Below are 15,276 nucleotides of genomic sequence, written 5' to 3'. Positions count from 1 at the left end.
AAGAAACCAGCCTGGATGCCGCGGAAGTGCGCGGCAAAGCTCGCCTCGATCCGGCGGGCGTCCGGCGGTGCGGGAAAAGCAGGCAGTTGCCCGAACACGCCCTCCGTCCGTCACGAGACCGCGGCATCATCTTCAAGCGCCAGAAGCCCCAGAAGCACCTTGTCGGGCGTGGCGGGATAATCGCGGATGCGAACCCCGCAGGCATTGTGGATCGCGTTGACCACCGCAGCGCCCGCGCCGCAGATGGCAAGCTCGCCGATGCCCTTGGATTGCAGCGGGCCAACCCAGTCGTCGCGCTCGTCCAGGAAATGCACCCCGATGGCGGGCGTGTCACGGTTCACGGGCAGGTGGTATTCGGCCAGATCCCGGTTCACGGCATGGCCGTCGCGGGGATCGTGCAGCAGCGCCTCGGTCAGCGCCATTCCGATGCCCCAGATCATGCCGCCGTGACATTGCGAGCGGGCGGTCTTTTCGTTCAGGATGCGCCCGCAGGCAAAGACACCCTCCATCCGCCGCAACCGGGTTTCGCCGGTGACATCATTCACCGCAACCTCGGCGAAGTTCACGCCATAGGTGCCGGCACGCACGTCCTTCGCGGTCTGGCCCGGCTCCACATGACCCACGGCCGACCAGCTTTCGCCGGCAAGGATCTCGGCCAGGGGGGTGCGGTGGTTGGCATGGATCGCGTCGCCGTCCTTCAGCGTGAGGTCGGTTTCCGCGCAGCCAAGGCTGCGGGCGATGCGGCTGCGCAGTTCAAGACAGGCAAGATAGACCGCGCTGCCGGAAGAACTTGCCCCGAACGATCCGCCCGAGCCCGCCGCGGGCGGCAGATCGGTATCGCCCAGCCGGGTGCTGACGCGGGCCATCGGCAGGCCCAGCATCTCGGCCGCGATCTGGGCAAGGATCGTATAGCTGCCCGTGCCGATGTCGGTCATGTCGGTTTCGACCAGCGCCTCGCCCGCGGGGGACAGGGTCACGCGGGCTTCCGATTCCATCAGCATGTTCACCCGCACCGCCGAGGCCATGCCCATGCCGATCCACCATTCGCCCTCGCGCCGGCTGCGGGGCGGGCGGTGCTGCCAGCCAAACCGGCCGGCCCCTTCCCGCAGCGCCTCGGCCAGCATGTGCGACGAAAACGGCTTGCCGCTGACCGGGTCGCAATCGGGCATGTTGCGCAGCCGCAGCTCGACGGGGTCAAGGCCGATCTGCAACGCCAGTTCGTCCATCGCCGTTTCGAAGGCGGTCACGCCCACCGCCTCGCCCGGCGCGCGGACCGAACCGGCCGAGATCCGGCCAACGCGTGCGATCTGGTGCAGGATGCGCCGGTTCGGGGCGGCATAGTTGAAGCGCGTGCCCTGGGCCACGGGTTCCGAGAACGCCTCGCCCGGGAGGTTCGACACAAGGCTGTCGTGGCCGATCCCGGTCAGCTTGCCGTCGCGGTCGGCGGCCAGACGGATGCGCTGACGGGTTTCGGACCGGCGGCTGGTCATTTCGAACACCTGACGGCGGTGCAGCCTGACCGAAACGGGCCGATCCAGCTTGCGGGCGGCCAGCGCCGCGCCCACCGCCTCGGCACCGATCCCCAGCTTGGAGCCAAAGCCACCGCCCACGAAGGGCGCCAGCAGGCGGATCCGGTCAGGGGCCACGTCCAGCGCATCGGCAAGCTGGGCGACATTGTATTTCAGCATCTGGTAGCTGCCGTGCAGTTCCAGCCGCCCGTCCTGCCAATGCGCGACCGCGGCATGCGGTTCAAGCGGGGCACTGCTGAGCGTGGGCGTGCGATAGGTTTCGTCAAGGCGAAAGGCGGCTTCGGCCAGGGCACGGTCCAGATCGCCCAGATCAAGCTGTTTCTTTTCCGGTGTCTCGACCGGCGTATCGGCGGCTTCGGGGTCGGTGACCCCGCCTGTGGCGGCGATCGCCACCTCGGCCTGAAGGGCGGCATGCTGGGCCTGTTCCAGCGTCTCGGCCACGACAAGCGCCACCGGCTGGCCGACATAGTCGGCCCGGTCCCCCGACGACGGCGGTGCGGTATCGGCTGTTCCCTGCGCCGAATTGCGCGGCAAGCCTTCGGTCAGCACCAGAAGCACGCCGGGAAAGCGCTGCAGGCGGTCGGTGTCCATTCCGGTGATCCGACCGATCTGCGGCGCCCGTACCAGAACGCCATGGGCAAGTCCCGGCAGACGCGCTTCGCCGGCATAGGGTGCAAGGCCCTGAACCTTGACGCTGCCGTCGATACGGTCAAGGGGCGCGCCCAGAACGCCTTGCACCATGCCGTCCAGGCGGTGATCCCGCTGCGGCGTGTCGATTTTCTGATGGCGTTTCATGCCTCACCCCCTGCCGGATTGCTGGCGCGTTCCGCCATGGCCTCGGCCAGCACGGCCCGCAGCGTGCGTTTCAGCAGCGGGATCTTGAAATCATTCCCGCCCTGGCCCCTGGCATCGCGCAGCAGCAACCGGCCGGCTTCGTCGAAAAGGGCTTCCGAGGCTGCCTCGCCCTTCAGGAAGATCTCGAGCGCAGGATCGCGCCAGGGCACGGTTCCGACCCCGCCAAAGGCGCAGGCGGCCTCGGAAATCCGCCCGTCCTCCATCCGCAGCACGACGGCAACCGACACCAGCGCAAAGGCATAGGACGCCCGGTCGCGCACCTTGCGATAGATCTGGCGCGGCCCGATGGGGGGCGGCAGATGCACGGCAAGGATCAATTCGCCGGGGGCAAGGACCGTCTCGAGATGCGGGCTGTCCCCGGGAAGGCGGTGAAACCCCTCCAGCGGCACGATCCGGCGCTTGCCCCGGGGGGAAAGCAGTTCGACCCGGGCATCAAGCGCCCGCAGCGCCACCGCCATGTCGCTGGGATGGGTGGCGATGCAGGCGGGGCTGGTGCCGAAGATCGCATGGTTGCGGTTCACGCCCTTCTGCGCCGCACATCCGCTGCCGGGGCTGCGTTTGTTGCAGGGCGTGTCGCGGTCGTAGAAGTAATAGCAGCGCGTCCGCTGCAGGAGATTGCCGCCCGTGGTGGCCTTGTTGCGCAGCTGGGCGGTGGCACCGGCCAGAAGCGCCCGGGAAAGCAGCGGATACTGGCGCCGCACAAGCGGATCGGCGGCAAGGGCGCTGTTGGTGACGCTGGCGCCGATCCGCAGCCCGCCATCGGGCTGCGGTTCGATACCGCCCATCCCGTCTGCATCAACCCGCGACACATCGACCAGACGATCCGGCGCCATGACCTCGAGCTTCATCAGATCGAGCAGGTTGGTGCCGCCTGCGATGAAGGCGCTGCCCTTCTGGTCGGCCAGCCGGGTTGCCTCGGCGGGCGAGGTGGCACGGTGATAATCGAAGGGCCTCATGCGTCCCGCTCCTGCAAGGCCTCGAGGATCGCCGCGCGAATACCGGGATAGCAGGCGCAGCGGCAAAGGTTGCCGCTCATCCGCTCGGCAATCTCGGCCTCGGTAAGGCTGGGATGGGTCTCGAGATCCTCGGTCGCGTCGCTGGGCCAGCCCTGGCGCAGTTCCTCGGCCATTGCTGTGGCCGAACAGATCTGGCCCGGGGTGCAATAGCCACATTGAAACCCGTCATGCTCGATGAAGGCTGCCTGCAGCGGCGTCAGCTTGCCCTCTGACGCCAGCCCCTCGATCGTGGTCACCTGGTCGCCCTCGTGCATCACGGCCAGTGTCAGGCAGGCATTGATGCGCTGACCGTTGACGATCACCGTGCAGGCGCCGCACTGGCCGTGATCGCAGCCCTTCTTTGTCCCGGGAAGGTCAAGATGGTGGCGCAGCGCATCCAGAAGGGTGACGCGCGGATCAAGATCAAGCGCGCGGGGCTCGCCATTGACGGTGAGGGTGAGTTTCATCGGCCGGGTCGCTTCCCTTGGGGTGGCATTGGGCTTCGGGTCGGAAGGCAACGCGCCGTCGCGGCGGATGTTCCCGATGCACGGAGAGGTCCGCATCTCCCTTGGCAGGGCAGAGTCAGGCGCCGATCTAATCCAGAAGCGTCTGGCGCGCCGTGGTCAGATGCCCCTCTGCCGCGCGAAGGATGCGGGTCTTGTCCCGGCTGCGCAGGGGCCGGATATACTCCGGATGGTCGGCAATGGCTGCCGTATTGCGCCGCTGTTCCAGGCGCTTGTTCCATTGGTTATGATGGTGGAAGATGAACGAGATGAGGTCCCGGAAATCCCGCGCGAAGCGGTTGCCGGTAATGCCGGTGACCGCGGGATGCAGCCGGACGTCCAGCGCCGAGAAGTCGTGACAGGCGGTGTCGATCCTGTCCAGAAGCGCCAGATGTTCCGCCTCCCGATGCTCCAGCCGGGCAAAGGCCGGACGGGATGCGGGAAGGCTGGCGAAACGGCGTGCAGCATCCAGTTCGATCATCATCCGGAACTCTGGCAGTTCACGCGCATGATCGGCAGCAAAGCCGCGCAGCGCCCAGTCGCTGCGGCCAATCCGCTCGACCGGTCCGAGGCGACTGAAACGGCCCAGAAACCCGGCGGCCGCCTGTGGTCCGACATCGAACTGGCGGGACAATTCACTGATGTTGAGCCGGGTGCGTGGTGCACCGTCGCGGCGCAGGATCCAGTCAGGGAACCTCCGTTCCAGCCGCTCGGCCTCGGGCACCAGATCGTCGCGATCGAAGCGGTCTTCGGACTGTGGCAGGCGCAGCACCGTCCTGCGCCGCCCTTCCCAGGCGATCACGCCCCGATCATGCAGCGCCCGCAGAACCGGGCGGGTGATGGTGCGGCTGACCCCAAGCTGCAGTGCGATCCGATTCCAAAGCCGGCTCGTCCCCAGCGCGCCCGGCCATATCGTCCAGCATCTGGTTGCAAGCCGCCTTGAAACGGATGCTCCTGCGCGCCACGCCCGGCCCCTTCGTCACGTCATCCGGGCATGGCATCGAATGCCGACGATCCGAAACCCGATCAAGAACGGTTCGCAGTCTTGCGGTCCTTTCGCCCGGCCGGCGGCTGCGGCCGGTCACCGAAGGAAAGGTCAGGCGATGAAACTGCTGCGCTTCGGGCCCCCGGGTCAGGAAAAGCCCGGAATTATTGATGCGGAAGGCAGGCTGCACGATCTGCCTCTGTGGGGGACGACATCGCTGGCGCGACCCTTTCGCCCGCGAGTCTTGCCCGGATTGCCGCGATCAATCCCGCCAGGCTGCCACGGGTGGACTCCGGGGCGGATTGGCCCCTGTGTCGGCGGAACGGACAAGTTCATCTGCATCGGTCTGAACTCTGCCGATCACGCCGCCGAAAGCGGCATGGCCGTCCCGCCCGAACCGGTGATCTTCATGAAGGCCACCAGTGCGATCTGCGGCCCCGATGATCCGGCGTGCCTGCCGCGCGGATCGGAAAAGACCGACTGGGAGGTGGAGCTTGCCGTCATCATCGGCAGCCGCGCGAAATACGTGAGCCCGGACCAGACGCCGGATCATGTTGCAGGTTATGCCGTGGCCAATGACATCTCCGAGCGCAGCTTCCAGACCGCGCGCGCCGGCCAATGGACCAAGGGCAAGAGCTGCGACAGTTTCGGCCCCCTTGGCCCCTGGCCTGTCACCCGGAACGAGGTGCCCGATCCGCAGAACCTGGGGATGTGGCTGCGGGTGAACGGCAGACGATGCAGCAGGGCTCGACCCGCACCAAGGTCCACGGCCTGGCGCAGGTTGTCAGCTACCTCAGCCAGTTCATGGCGCTGCATCCCGGCGACGTGATCTCGACGGGACCTCCGCCGGGCGTCGGCATGGCCATGACGCCGCAACGGTTCCTCAAGCCGGGTGACGTTGTGGAACTGGGGATCGGCGGGCTGGGTGCCCAGCGACAGGAGGTAATGGCAGACCCAGCCTGGGGCGCCTGGCCGGTTGGCATCGGTCCGGGATGTGCCGGTCAAACCCCTGCTCGGGCCTGCCGCAGCGCTTCGCAAGCCTCTGCCGGTCCGCGGGGTCAAGGAGGGCCAGGGGTAATGCCCGACAGACAGACCACGGCCGCATCGGCAGGGCCGCGCGCCCCGCTCTGGCTGCGCCACCGGAAGAGCTGCGCTTGCCGTTCTGCAATTCGATCATGTAAAGGCCCAGGGTCCGGACGGGACCCCGCGCCCATGCGCCGTCCCAAGCCCCGCCTGTTCCATGAAGGCGCACGTCCGGGCCAGTCGTGCATCCGGGCCCATCGCAATCGGTTGGTGAACCTGCCAATACCGGGGCAGGGCGCGGCGCGGATACCACGCGGTGTTGAACGTGTCGCCGGCAAAGCCGGTGGCGAAGGTATCGCCCGAACCGTTCCGCGTGCCGGCAGGCGCCCGTTCGACCATACATTCGCCGATCGCCGCGAAACGCTTGTGCATCCTGTTCTCCCATGATGTTTGCCGAGTCAGATTGCTGGTGCTTCAGAGGCTGAAGGCCGGAAAATCATCGAAGACCAATCCGTTTCTCCGCGTGTTATTGATGATCGTGAGAAACCTTCGCGGAGGCGGTGATCGCCTTGCCTGCTCCGCGGCGTTCCGTGATGCGGCGATAAAAGGTAGCCAGGTATCCCGCGCACCGGGTCGGCTGAGCGCCTGTTGCACCAGCCTTGTCCGGACCAGCGTGCTGCCCGGCCGGTTGCTCGACGCCGTTCGAGGCCGCCATGCGCGGCACGACGCCCACATGGGCCGCCCGCTTGTCGCAATGGGCGAAGCCGCGGATGTCGCCCAGGGCCGACAGGAAGATCGCGGCGGCAGGCCGACCCACGCCCGTGATTGAGGCGAGTAATTCGAAGCCTTCAAGTTCATCCCGGCCGCGGCCTCTGCCATGGCCTTGTTGATCCGACAGATGGTGGCCGTCAGCTCCCGCGTCTGGTCGCGCAGGACGGCGAGTTGCCGTGGAAGATCAGGGCGGTTCTGTAGCGGGGCGGAAACAAAGCCGTCCGGCGGGTGTTGGTTTGTGCGGGTCGGTGGTTGCGGCCCGCCTGACACAGGAGAGATCCATGGCACAGCATGAGACGTCGCATTCGCAGGCCCATATGCAGGAGTGCATCACCGCCTGTCTGGAATGCTATCGCACCTGCCTGTCCACCGCGATGGGCCACTGCCTTGAAAGCGGGGGCGAGCATACCGCGCCGCACCATTTCCGCCTGATGATGGCCTGTGCCGAGATCTGCCGCACCTCGGCCCATTTCATGCTGATCGGTTCGCGGCATCATGCCCATGTCTGCGCCGAATGCGCCGAGATCTGCACCGAATGCGCCGAGGATTGTGCGCGGCTGGAGGGAATGGAGGCCTGCGTGGCGGCCTGCCGCAAATGTGCCGAGGAATGCCGGCGGATGGCGGCCTGAGCCCTCCTGAGCCCTGAGGAATGACCGCTTGGCCAGGCGCTGCCGGGGCAGCTACACCGCCCGTGCGCCCGGCAGCCAGGGCGATTGCTGTCCCGCAGCGCCTTGCATGACCCTCCGCGCGGCAACGGAAGGCGCGCGCGGCGGCCCATTGCCGCCCGCCAGCTGCGCCGAACGCGCGATCCGTTCGACCAGAACCGCAAGCTTGCGTGCCGAAGACACCTGTTTCGCGCAGAAGGGAACAGCCGAGTGGCGGCGCGGCAGGATGTCGGGCTGACGCCCGGCGGTGAACAGAAACGGCACTCCGCGTCGCGCCAGCGCATCGGCAATCGCAAAGATGGCCGCTCCATGGCTCTCCACGTCAAGGATCGCCCCGTCAACGGGGCCTTCATGCGTCAGCGCAAGTGCGGCCGCCACACTGGCCACGGGGCCAAGCACCCGGCCGCCCGCGGCCGCGATCCTGTCTGCCAGATCATGTGCGGAATAGAAGTCGTCCTCGACCAGCAGGATGCGCAGGTCGGTCACCTCGGCATGTTTCATTTCGTCTGCTCTTGTTATTGCCGCAGGGAAACCAACAGGGCCGCGAAAGGTTCCGGTTGTCATCGCAGGTGCATATCTGCCCGAGCGTCGGTTTTGCGCCTGCATGGCTTTGATCGACGCCGGTGCTGCGATAGGGTCGGAAAAAGAGCAGGAGGAAAGCTATGCGGATGAAACGGCGAACGATGGTCCTTGGGTTGGCGGCAACGGCAGTCTCGGCCTGTGCGGGTGGTGGCCCGGGGGGGTTGGCGGGGCCCGCGCGCGCCCCGGAACCGCAGTTCCGGCCGGTGCCAAATCCGCGGTTCGACGCCTGGCTTGCCGCGTTCCGTCCGCGTGCCGCAGGGCAGGGGATTTCCCAGGCGACGCTTGATACGGCCCTGCGCGGCGCCGGTTTCCTGCCCGATGTGGTCGATCGCGACCGCAACCAGACCGAGTTCACCCGCTCGCTTGAAGATTATCTCGCGATCGCGGCCTCCGATGAACGCGTGGCAAACGGGCGCGCAGCACTGCAACGGTATCGCGGCGTTCTGACCCAGATCGAGGCGCGCTATGGCGTCGAACCCGAGGTGGTGACTGCGATCTGGGGGATGGAAAGCTCCTACGGGACGCGGCGCGGCTCGGTCCCGGTGATCTCGGCGCTGGCCACGCTGGCCTTCGACGGCCGGCGCGGGGCCTTTTTCGAACAGCAGCTGGTCGCCGCGCTTCGGATCCTGCAGAACGGCGATATCACCGCGGATCGCATGACCGGAAGCTGGGCCGGTGCAATGGGGCATACCCAGTTCATCCCGACATCCTATCTTGCCTATGCGGTGGATTTCACCGGCGACGGGCGGCGGGATATCTGGTCCGAGGATCCCAGCGATGCGCTTGCCTCGGCGGCGGCCTATCTGTCGCGGTCGGGCTGGCGACGCGGCCAGCCCTGGGGTGTCGAGGTGCGGCTGCCCTCGGGCTTCAACACCGGCCAGACCGGGCGCGGCACGACCCGCAGCCCCGGAGACTGGGCGGCGCAGGGCGTGCGCGACATGGACGGGCGCGTCGTGCCGGATCACGGCCCCGCCTCGATCATCATTCCGGCAGGGGCAAGCGGGCCGGCCTTCATGACCTTTCGCAACTTCACCGTGATCACCCGCTACAACAATGCCGAAAGCTATGTGATCGGCGTGGGCCATCTCTCCGACCGGCTGCGCGGCGGTCCGCCCATCCGCGGCCGGTTCCCGCCCGATGCCCAGGGCATGACCATGGCTGACCGGCAGGACCTGCAGCGCCGCCTGACCGCTGCGGGCTTTGACACCCAGGGCACTGACGGCGTGATCGGCCCGAACACCCGCGCTGCGATCCGCGCCTATCAGGAACGGGCGGGCCTGCCGGTGACGGGCGAGCCATCGCTCGATCTGCTGCGGCGGTTGCGCTAGGGGCGCCGGCGGATCCCCGGCACCGACGGGGATGCCGGGGCGGCACGCTTCCCGATCTGCCGGTTGGGGCTGGCCGGGGAAGATGCTGGCGCGCTAGACATCCGGCAGCGCCCTGAACCGCCGCAACCCACGAGGATCGATGTGCTGACGCCCGGAGCCCGCCCCACCGCCACCCGCGCCATGCTGGTTCTTGCCGTTCTGATCCTCGCAGGATGCGCGGCCCGGCCCGGCCCCGGCATCCTGCAACCGGTGGCGCTTGCCGAAACCGGCGCCCGCAGCGTGACGGTCTATGTTGCCACGACCCGGCAAGAAGTCGCGCCGGGGCAGGGCGGCTTCGGAACAAGCCGCGCCTCGGAAATGCGCTTTGCCGAGTTCGAGATCTCGATTCCGCCCGGCCACCTCCCCGGCCGGATCGAATGGCCACAGGATATTCCCGATCCGCAGAGCAGTTTCGTGACGATCGGGCAGAAACGTCACAGCCGCGCAAGTTTCGAACGCGCGGTGGCCGAGGCCCAGCGAGGCGGCGGCGAGACGACCGTTTTCGTGCATGGGTTCAACTACAGCTTCCAGGAATCGCTGTTCCGCCTTGCCCAGATCGCTGCCGACGCGGAAATCGAGGGCGTGCCGGTGCTGTTCGCCTGGCCCTCGCAGGGGCAGGTGACCGGCTATGTGGCCGATCGCGAAGCCGCGACCGCTTCGCGCGACGGGCTGGCGGATCTGCTGATCCTTCTGGCGCGCAACGAAACCGAAGATCAGGTGATGGTCTTCGGTCACAGCCTGGGCGGCTGGCTGACAAACGAGGCGGTACGTCAACTGCGCCTGTCCGGGCAAGACACCACGATTGACCGGCTGCGCGTCATCCTTGCCGCGCCGGATATCGATGTTGATGTGTTCAGTGCGCAGCTCGAGGTGATCGGTCCCCTGTCGCCACCGCTTCTGATGCTGGTCGCGCCCGATGACCGCGCGCTTTCCCTGTCGCGCATCCTCGGGCAGGATCGACAGCGGGCCGGGGCGCTGAGCGTCGATGATCCACGCGTGCGAGCGGCGGCGCAGCGGGGCCATATCCAGATCGTGGACATCTCGGAGATCGGCGCGACCGACGGCTTCAACCACGACCGTTACGTGAACCTCGCGGCGCTTTACCCGCAGCTGTCGCAAAGCTCCCGCCCAGGGGCGGGCGACAATCTGCGGCAGGCGGGCGCGTTCATCTTCCGCGCCGTCGGCGCGACGCTCTCCGCCCCGCTGGTGTTGCTGGAGCGGGCCGGTGGCTGAGCGGAGACAACGTTCGTTCAGCCTGGTCGCGCAGCCCGGGATCACACATCAGCTTGGGCTGCCGAGTCGGTCGGCCGTCCGTGCAGCTCTGCGCCATCCCACACCCTTAGCCGCCCGGCTTCGGGATCCCGCTGTCACGGAAGTGGTTTCGCTGCAGTTCGCGACAGGTTGTCGAACGATGCCGGCCAAGCCTGTGCGCCATCTCGTCAGGGGTGACATTGGCCTGCCGCCAACGTTCAATCCTGCGGCGTTCCGAACGGAAAAGGTGGCTCTGGCGGATCTTTGCTCGCAGTGTGCTTTCAGGCCTAAACCCCTTGTCCGGCACCAAAAGTCGCGCTCCAGGACAACGCGCACCACCGGAGCGTTTCAACCCGTGAATGAAGATTATGTTTATTCTTGCGCTACATGACCGGGCTCATGCGGTCGGCCCCGGCATCAGATCCACCCATGCCCCATCCGCGGCCTGCGATCTGATGCAGGCGTCAATGAAACACAGGCCCTCCAGTCCGTCGACGATACCCGGCAGCGCCAGGTCGGTCGGCGGCGGCGTGCCTTCCTGTCGGGCGCGGATGGCCTCTGCCGCCTCGGCATAGATATTGCCGAAACCCTCGAGATAGCCTTCGGGATGCCCCGGCGGAACCCGGCTGCCCCGCGCGACGGCATCCGTCGTGCCGGGACCTGCGCGACGCAGTTTCTGCCGGGGGGCGCCAAACGGCGTGAACCACAGGGTTTCCGGCACCTCATGCGCCCATTCGAGGCCCGCCTTGTCGCCATAGATCCGAAGCCTCAGGCCGTTTTCCGTGCCCGGTGCGACCTGCGAACACCATAGCATTCCGCGCGCGCCATCGGCATAGCGCATCAACACATGCGCATTGTCATCCAGACGCCGCCCCGGCACAAAGCTGCTCAGATCCGCGGCGATCCGGTCGGGCCGCAGGCCGGACACGAACCGCGCAAGCTGGAAGGCATGGGTTCCGATATCACCGATCGCCCCCCCGGCCCCTGCGCGCGCCGGATCCACCCGCCATTCCGCCTGTTTCGACTCGCTCGGCTCGGTCAGCCAGTCCTGTGCATATTCGACCTGCACCAGCCGGATCCGGCCAAGATCACCGCGAGCGACCATCTCGCGCGCCAGACGGATCTGGGGATAGGCGGAATAGTTGTGCGTGAGGACGAAAAGCGTCCCTGTCGCCTCGACAAGGGCGGCAAGCTCCCGCGCTTCGTCAAGGGTCGCGGTCATGGGCTTGTCGCAGATCACCGGGATCCCCTGGCGCAGAAAGGCACGGGCCACCGGATAATGCAGATGGTTCGGGGTGCAGATCGCCACTGCCTCGATACCATCGGGGCGCGCGGCTTCGGCCGTAGCCATCACCTCGTAATCGTCATAGCTGCGATCCTCGGCAATGCCCGCCTGCGCTGCGCTGGCCATCGCCCGCGAGGGCGTCGCCGACAGCGCGCCGGCGACCAGCTGGAAATGCCCGTCCATCCGGGCCGCGATGCGATGCACATTGCCGATCATGGCGCCGGCACCGCCGCCCACCATCCCGAGCCGCAGCGGGACATGCCGCGCCGTCATCGATCCAGCCCCAGCATGCGCAGGTTGGCCGCATGATCGGCACCACCGTCCGCGAAATCGTCAAAGGCACGGTCGGTCACGCGAATGATATGGTCGCGCACGAAGGCTGCGCCTTCCCGCGCCCCATCCTCGGGGTGTTTGAGCGCACATTCCCATTCGACCACCGCCCAGCCGTCGAACCCCATCGTCGTGAGTTTCGAGAAGATGGCACCGAAATCCACCTGCCCGTCACCGGGGCTTCGGAACCGGCCGGCACGATCCACCCAGCTCTGATAGCCGCCATAGACGCCTTGGCGCCCGGTCGGGTTGAACTCGGCATCCTTGACGTGGAACATGCCGATCCGCTCGGCATAGATGTCGAGGTTCTGCAGGTAGTCGAGTTGCTGAAGCACATAATGCGACGGATCGTAAAGCATCCTGGCCCGGGGATGCTGGTCCAGGCGATCGAGGAACATCTCGAAGCTGATGCCGTCGTGCAGGTCCTCGCCGGGATGGATCTCGAAGCAGATGTCGACGCCCTTTTCCTCGGCATGGTCCAGGATCGGGCGCCACCGCGCCGCGAGTTCGTCAAAGGCCGCCTCGATCAGGCCGGCCGGCCGCTGCGGCCAGGGATAGACATAGGGCCAGGCAAGCGCGCCGGAGAAGGCTGCCATCCGGTCAAGCCCCAGCCGCGCCGAGGCATCGATGGTCTTGCGTACCTGATCCACCGCCCATTCCTGCCGCGCCGCCGGCTTGCCGCGCAATTCCGGCGGAGCGAAGCCGTCGAAAGCCGCATCATAGGCCGGATGAACGGCAACCAGTTGCCCCTGGATATGGGCCGAAAGCTCGGTGATGCAGACGCCATTGGCCTCTGCCTGCCCGGCCAGATCCTCGCAATAACCCTGCGACGCGGCCGCCTGCTCCAGATCCATCAGCGCCCCTGCCCCCGAGGGCACCTGCACCCCCAGATAGCCACAGTCTGCCGCCCAGCGGGTAATGGCGCAGAAACTGTCGAACGGCGCCGCCGGTCCGACGAACTGCGCCAGAAACAGCCCCGGGCCCCTCATCGTTTTCATGCCTTCCCCCCGTGCGGTATGTAATCGGTTTCACACAAGGATGCACAGAATGAAATTGTTTACAACCGTCAATTCATGCTAACTGCACGCCGCAGAAGGAGCCCCGCGTGACCGATCAGACCCGCCCCGCCCGCATTCAGGACGTCGCCAAGCTGGCCGGCGTGTCGGTTGCCACCGTCAGCCGGGTGATCTCGAACCCGGGGATCGTGTCGGAACCGACGCGCAAGTCGGTGGAAGACGCGATCGCCCGCACCGGCTATACGCTGAACTTCATGGCCCGGAACCTGCGGCAGCAGCAGGTGGGCAGCGTGCTTGCCCTTGTGCCGAAGCTGGCCAATCCATTCTTTTCGGAGATCCTCTCGGGCATTTCCGAGGTCTTGCGCAGCCGTGGCCTGAGCCTGCTGGTGCTCGACACGTCCATCCACCCCGACAGCCCCGACCCGGCGGCGCTGGCGCCTTACCTCAACCGTTCCCGATCCGACGGCGTGATCGTGCTGGACGGCAACCTGTCACCGGATCTTTTCAGCCGCCCCGGATGCCCGCCGGTCGTCCAGGCCTGCGAATGGATCCCCGGGCTGGAGGCGCCGCGCGTTCTGGCGGACAACGAGGCGGGCGGCAGGCTGGCAGCACAGCACCTCATCGCGCTTGGACATCGCCGGATCCTGCATCTGGCGGGGCCGGCGCCGAACTCTCTGACCCGGGCGCGGCGCGCGGGATTTGTGGCGGCCCTGGCAGAGGCCGGGATTGATGCGGCCCCTCCCCTCGCCGGGGATTTCGGAATGCGTTCAGGCCACGCAGCCGGGCGCAGCATCGCCGCGATGCAGGAACGCCCGACGGCGGTTTTCTGTGACAATGACGAAATGGCCTTCGGCATGATCAACGCCTTGCACGGGCAGGGCCTTTCCGTGCCGCGGGACGTGTCGGTCATGGGTTTCGACAATATCGGGCTTGCCGCCTATTGCCTGCCACCGCTGACCACGATCCGCCAGCACCGGGCGCGGCTTGGTCGCCGGGCGGCCGAAGTGCTTCTGGCACGGATGCAGGGCGATACGGTCGAGCCGAGCACCGTCCTCGGCGTCGAGCTTCTGGTGCGCGACAGCACGGCCCGTCCTCCAGCCTAGCCGTGCCGCCTTGACGCGATGCCGGAACGGCCTGTCCGGATCAGGCCGAACGCCGCAGCCCCTGCCAGAACCGCAAGCGGCAGGATAGCACCGCCACCGCCCGAGCGGCGCAAGCCACCTTCGACGCCGCCGGGCCGGGCCGGTGGTCCCAGCACATTGCCGCTGCCGCACGGCGCGGGTTCGGCCCGCTCAAGCGCGCGGCGGATGAAAGCCGCCGCAAGGTTCACCGCAAGCTGCGGCACCAGGACATGCCCGGCCCGAAGGATCCAGGCGGCGCTGCCGATCGTGAGGCTTGGCCGTGGCTTCTGCGACAGCCGCACAACCGCGCGCGCCACCGTCCAGGGATCGCTCATCGTGCCACCGATCCGCAACTTCCGTCCGGTATAGTTCGCCGCGTGCGGGATTCCGGGGGTATCCACGAACAGGGGATAGACCTCGCAGATATGGATCTGCGGGTGATCCGCCAGTTCGGCGCGCAACGCCGCGGTGAAACCGCGCAGCCCGAACTTCCCCGCCGTATACGAGGCCGCATAGGGCGCTGGCAGATAGGCGCCCATCGAATTCATGCTGATGAACACCCCGCGCCCCTGCCGCAGGAACACGGGCACGACCGCATGTGCGTCGATCATATGGCCGATCAGGTTGGCCTGAACTACCTGGCGATGCACCTCCAGGGGAACGTCCTGAAAGCGGCCGACCGCGCCGACCCCGACATTCGAGAACCAGACATCGATCCGCCCGGCGACCCCGAGAGCCCGCTGCAGAAGCGCCGCCACCGCGGTGCTGTCGGTCACATCCGTGGGCACGGCGATAGCGGTGCCGCCCAGATCCCGGCAACGCTGCGCCACCCGTTCCAGCGCCTCGGTCGAGCGCGCGGCCAGCACAAGCTGGGCGCCGCGGCGCGCAAAGGTTTCGGCCGTGGCCTGGCCGATGCCGCTTGAGGCGCCGGTGATGACGACAACGGGTGCCGAAGTGGATCCTGCCATGGAATTTCCCCATCCGCTGCGCCCGAAGGC

The 15,276-nt window shown here is 67.2% G+C and carries 15 protein-coding genes and 1 pseudogene; 5 read left to right on the top strand and 11 right to left on the bottom strand.

The features are described 5' to 3' along the window. Positions 1-110: 110 nt before the first annotated feature. From ACFQXB_RS08735 to ACFQXB_RS08720, 4 genes are all read right to left on the bottom strand, one after another. The gene (locus tag ACFQXB_RS08735; protein WP_377402255.1) at positions 111-2,324 is read right to left on the bottom strand and encodes a xanthine dehydrogenase family protein molybdopterin-binding subunit; all 2,214 of its coding nucleotides are present in this window, start codon (positions 2,322-2,324) and stop codon (positions 111-113) included. Beyond that, complete coding sequence (locus ACFQXB_RS08730; protein WP_377402252.1) at positions 2,321-3,340, bottom strand: FAD binding domain-containing protein; 1,020 nt, start codon at positions 3,338-3,340, stop codon at positions 2,321-2,323. The genes ACFQXB_RS08735 and ACFQXB_RS08730 overlap by 4 nt, the downstream gene beginning before the upstream one ends. Beyond that, positions 3,337-3,846 carry a 2Fe-2S iron-sulfur cluster-binding protein gene (locus ACFQXB_RS08725; RefSeq protein WP_377402249.1) on the bottom strand — a complete coding sequence of 170 codons (510 nt, stop codon included), beginning with the start codon at positions 3,844-3,846 and terminating at the stop codon, positions 3,337-3,339. The genes ACFQXB_RS08730 and ACFQXB_RS08725 overlap by 4 nt, the downstream gene beginning before the upstream one ends. A gap of 127 nt (positions 3,847-3,973) precedes the next feature. Beyond that, positions 3,974-4,684, bottom strand: coding sequence for an FCD domain-containing protein (locus tag ACFQXB_RS08720; protein WP_377402246.1), 711 nt, complete (start codon positions 4,682-4,684; stop codon positions 3,974-3,976). A 301-nt stretch (positions 4,685-4,985) separates the two neighbouring features. On the opposite strand from ACFQXB_RS08720, the pseudogene ACFQXB_RS08715 reads away from it, so the two are divergent. After that, a pseudogene (locus tag ACFQXB_RS08715) lies at positions 4,986-5,821 on the top strand (fumarylacetoacetate hydrolase family protein); the annotation flags it as partial. Positions 5,822-6,040: 219 nt separating this feature from the next. Here the strand turns inward: ACFQXB_RS08715 and ACFQXB_RS08710 are convergent. Together ACFQXB_RS08710 and ACFQXB_RS08705 are read right to left on the bottom strand one after the other, a co-directional pair. Then, entirely contained in the window at positions 6,041-6,322 is a 282-nt protein-coding gene (locus ACFQXB_RS08710; RefSeq protein ID WP_377402894.1) for a hypothetical protein, read from the bottom strand. Positions 6,323-6,416: 94 nt separating this feature from the next. Continuing rightward, the gene (locus ACFQXB_RS08705; RefSeq protein ID WP_377402243.1) at positions 6,417-6,707 is read right to left on the bottom strand and encodes a hypothetical protein; all 291 of its coding nucleotides are present in this window, start codon (positions 6,705-6,707) and stop codon (positions 6,417-6,419) included. Between the two features lie 235 nt (positions 6,708-6,942). Between ACFQXB_RS08705 and ACFQXB_RS08700 the strand changes: the two genes are divergently transcribed. Next, a complete protein-coding gene (locus ACFQXB_RS08700) occupies positions 6,943-7,290 on the top strand; it encodes a four-helix bundle copper-binding protein (protein WP_377402240.1) in 348 nt (115 codons plus the stop codon). Between the two features lie 51 nt (positions 7,291-7,341). On the opposite strand, the gene ACFQXB_RS08695 is transcribed toward ACFQXB_RS08700, so the two are convergent. After that, a complete protein-coding gene (locus tag ACFQXB_RS08695; protein ID WP_377402237.1) occupies positions 7,342-7,827 on the bottom strand; it encodes a hypothetical protein in 486 nt (161 codons plus the stop codon). Between the two features lie 161 nt (positions 7,828-7,988). Between ACFQXB_RS08695 and ACFQXB_RS08690 the strand changes: the two genes are divergently transcribed. Next, entirely contained in the window at positions 7,989-9,236 is a 1,248-nt protein-coding gene (locus ACFQXB_RS08690) for a lytic murein transglycosylase (RefSeq protein WP_377402234.1), read from the top strand. A gap of 141 nt (positions 9,237-9,377) precedes the next feature. Next, the gene (locus tag ACFQXB_RS08685) at positions 9,378-10,508 is read left to right on the top strand and encodes an alpha/beta hydrolase (RefSeq protein WP_377402231.1); all 1,131 of its coding nucleotides are present in this window, start codon (positions 9,378-9,380) and stop codon (positions 10,506-10,508) included. A 106-nt stretch (positions 10,509-10,614) separates the two neighbouring features. Here ACFQXB_RS08685 and ACFQXB_RS08680 read toward each other — a convergent pair whose 3' ends face one another. The 3 genes from ACFQXB_RS08680 to ACFQXB_RS08670 form a co-directional block, all read right to left on the bottom strand. Beyond that, complete coding sequence (locus ACFQXB_RS08680; protein ID WP_377402870.1) at positions 10,615-10,833, bottom strand: helix-turn-helix domain-containing protein; 219 nt, start codon at positions 10,831-10,833, stop codon at positions 10,615-10,617. Positions 10,834-10,923: 90 nt separating this feature from the next. Then, positions 10,924-12,084, bottom strand: coding sequence for a Gfo/Idh/MocA family protein (locus tag ACFQXB_RS08675; RefSeq protein WP_377402228.1), 1,161 nt, complete (start codon positions 12,082-12,084; stop codon positions 10,924-10,926). Further along, positions 12,081-13,139 (bottom strand): sugar phosphate isomerase/epimerase family protein, encoded by a 1,059-nt coding sequence (locus ACFQXB_RS08670; RefSeq protein WP_377402226.1) that lies wholly within the window; start codon positions 13,137-13,139, stop codon positions 12,081-12,083. The genes ACFQXB_RS08675 and ACFQXB_RS08670 overlap by 4 nt, the downstream gene beginning before the upstream one ends. A 107-nt stretch (positions 13,140-13,246) precedes the next feature. On the opposite strand from ACFQXB_RS08670, the gene ACFQXB_RS08665 reads away from it, so the two are divergent. Continuing rightward, positions 13,247-14,260, top strand: a complete 1,014-nt coding sequence (locus ACFQXB_RS08665; protein WP_377402223.1) for a LacI family DNA-binding transcriptional regulator — start codon at positions 13,247-13,249, stop codon at positions 14,258-14,260. Here the strand turns inward: ACFQXB_RS08665 and ACFQXB_RS08660 are convergent. After that, the gene (locus ACFQXB_RS08660) at positions 14,257-15,246 is read right to left on the bottom strand and encodes an SDR family oxidoreductase (protein WP_377402220.1); all 990 of its coding nucleotides are present in this window, start codon (positions 15,244-15,246) and stop codon (positions 14,257-14,259) included. The two genes, ACFQXB_RS08665 and ACFQXB_RS08660, sit on opposite strands and share 4 nt — an antisense overlap. Positions 15,247-15,276: the final 30 nt, after the last annotated feature.

The sequence above is a fragment of the Halodurantibacterium daqingense genome (assembly GCF_042666235.1).
GTDB lineage: Bacteria > Pseudomonadota > Alphaproteobacteria > Rhodobacterales > Rhodobacteraceae > Halodurantibacterium > Halodurantibacterium daqingensis.
This window is presented reverse-complemented; position numbering and strand designations above follow the sequence as displayed.

Bases quoted from the DNA above. Each gene is read 5' to 3' on its own strand.
- ACFQXB_RS08735 (WP_377402255.1), bottom strand. From the start codon at position 2,324: ATGAAACGCCATCAGAAAATCGACACGCCGCAGCGGGATCACCGCCTG.
- ACFQXB_RS08730 (WP_377402252.1), bottom strand. From the start codon at position 3,340: ATGAGGCCCTTCGATTATCACCGTGCCACCTCGCCCGCCGAGGCAACC.
- ACFQXB_RS08725 (WP_377402249.1), bottom strand. From the start codon at position 3,846: ATGAAACTCACCCTCACCGTCAATGGCGAGCCCCGCGCGCTTGATCTT.
- ACFQXB_RS08710 (WP_377402894.1), bottom strand. From the start codon at position 6,322: ATGCACAAGCGTTTCGCGGCGATCGGCGAATGTATGGTCGAACGGGCG.
- ACFQXB_RS08700 (WP_377402240.1), top strand. From the start codon at position 6,943: ATGGCACAGCATGAGACGTCGCATTCGCAGGCCCATATGCAGGAGTGC.
- ACFQXB_RS08695 (WP_377402237.1), bottom strand. From the start codon at position 7,827: ATGAAACATGCCGAGGTGACCGACCTGCGCATCCTGCTGGTCGAGGAC.
- ACFQXB_RS08690 (WP_377402234.1), top strand. From the start codon at position 7,989: ATGCGGATGAAACGGCGAACGATGGTCCTTGGGTTGGCGGCAACGGCA.
- ACFQXB_RS08675 (WP_377402228.1), bottom strand. From the start codon at position 12,084: ATGACGGCGCGGCATGTCCCGCTGCGGCTCGGGATGGTGGGCGGCGGT.
- ACFQXB_RS08670 (WP_377402226.1), bottom strand. From the start codon at position 13,139: ATGAAAACGATGAGGGGCCCGGGGCTGTTTCTGGCGCAGTTCGTCGGA.
- ACFQXB_RS08660 (WP_377402220.1), bottom strand. From the start codon at position 15,246: ATGGCAGGATCCACTTCGGCACCCGTTGTCGTCATCACCGGCGCCTCA.